The organism is Pseudomonas sp. GW823-FHT02C05, assembly GCF_058797595.1.
The window spans coordinates 1-923 of record NZ_JBXAJU010000014.1; the positions used below are offsets into that span (position 1 = coordinate 1).

Here is a 923-nt window from a genome sequence, read left to right on the forward strand (position 1 = left end):
TCGATGACTTTGGCTACGACGCCAGCGCCGACGGTACGACCGCCTTCACGGATAGCGAAACGCAGACCATCTTCCATCGCGATGGTTTTGATCAGAGTGACAGTCATCTGGATGTTGTCACCTGGCATTACCATTTCAACGCCTTCTGGCAGCTCGCAGTTACCAGTCACGTCAGTAGTACGGAAGTAGAACTGTGGACGGTAGCCTTTGAAGAACGGAGTATGACGGCCGCCTTCTTCCTTGCTCAGAACGTAAACTTCAGCGGTGAACTTGGTGTGCGGTTTAACGGTGCCTGGCTTAACCAGAACCTGGCCACGCTCAACGTCGTCACGCTTGGTACCACGCAGCAGAACGCCGCAGTTCTCGCCAGCACGACCTTCGTCGAGCAGTTTGCGGAACATTTCAACGCCGGTGCAGGTAGTTTTCTGAGTGTCGCGCAGACCAACGATCTCAACTTCTTCCTGGATGCGAACGATACCACGCTCAACACGGCCAGTTACCACGGTGCCACGGCCGGAGATCGAGAATACGTCTTCGATTGGCATCAGGAACGGCTTGTCGATTGCACGCTCTGGCTCTGGGATGTAGGTATCCAGAGTTTCTACCAGACGCTTAACAGCGGTGGTACCCATTTCGTTGTCGTCTTGGCCGTTCAGAGCCATCAGAGCCGAACCGATGATGATCGGAGTGTCATCACCTGGGAAGTCGTAAGTGCTCAGCAGATCGCGCACTTCCATCTCAACCAGTTCCAGCAGCTCAGCGTCGTCAACCATGTCAGCCTTGTTCAGGAAGACAACGATGTACGGAACGCCTACCTGACGGGACAGCAGGATGTGCTCACGAGTTTGTGGCATCGGACCATCGGCAGCCGAGCAAACCAGGATCGCGCCGTCCATCTGGGCAGCACCAGTGATCATGTTTTT

At 55.0% G+C, this 923-nt stretch carries 1 protein-coding gene; it reads right to left on the minus strand.

Annotated elements, in window-relative coordinates; genetic code table 11:
- Positions 1–923: elongation factor Tu (tuf, locus tag AC1RGE_RS32030; RefSeq protein WP_492585717.1), on the minus strand; the 923-nt coding region annotated here is incomplete at both ends.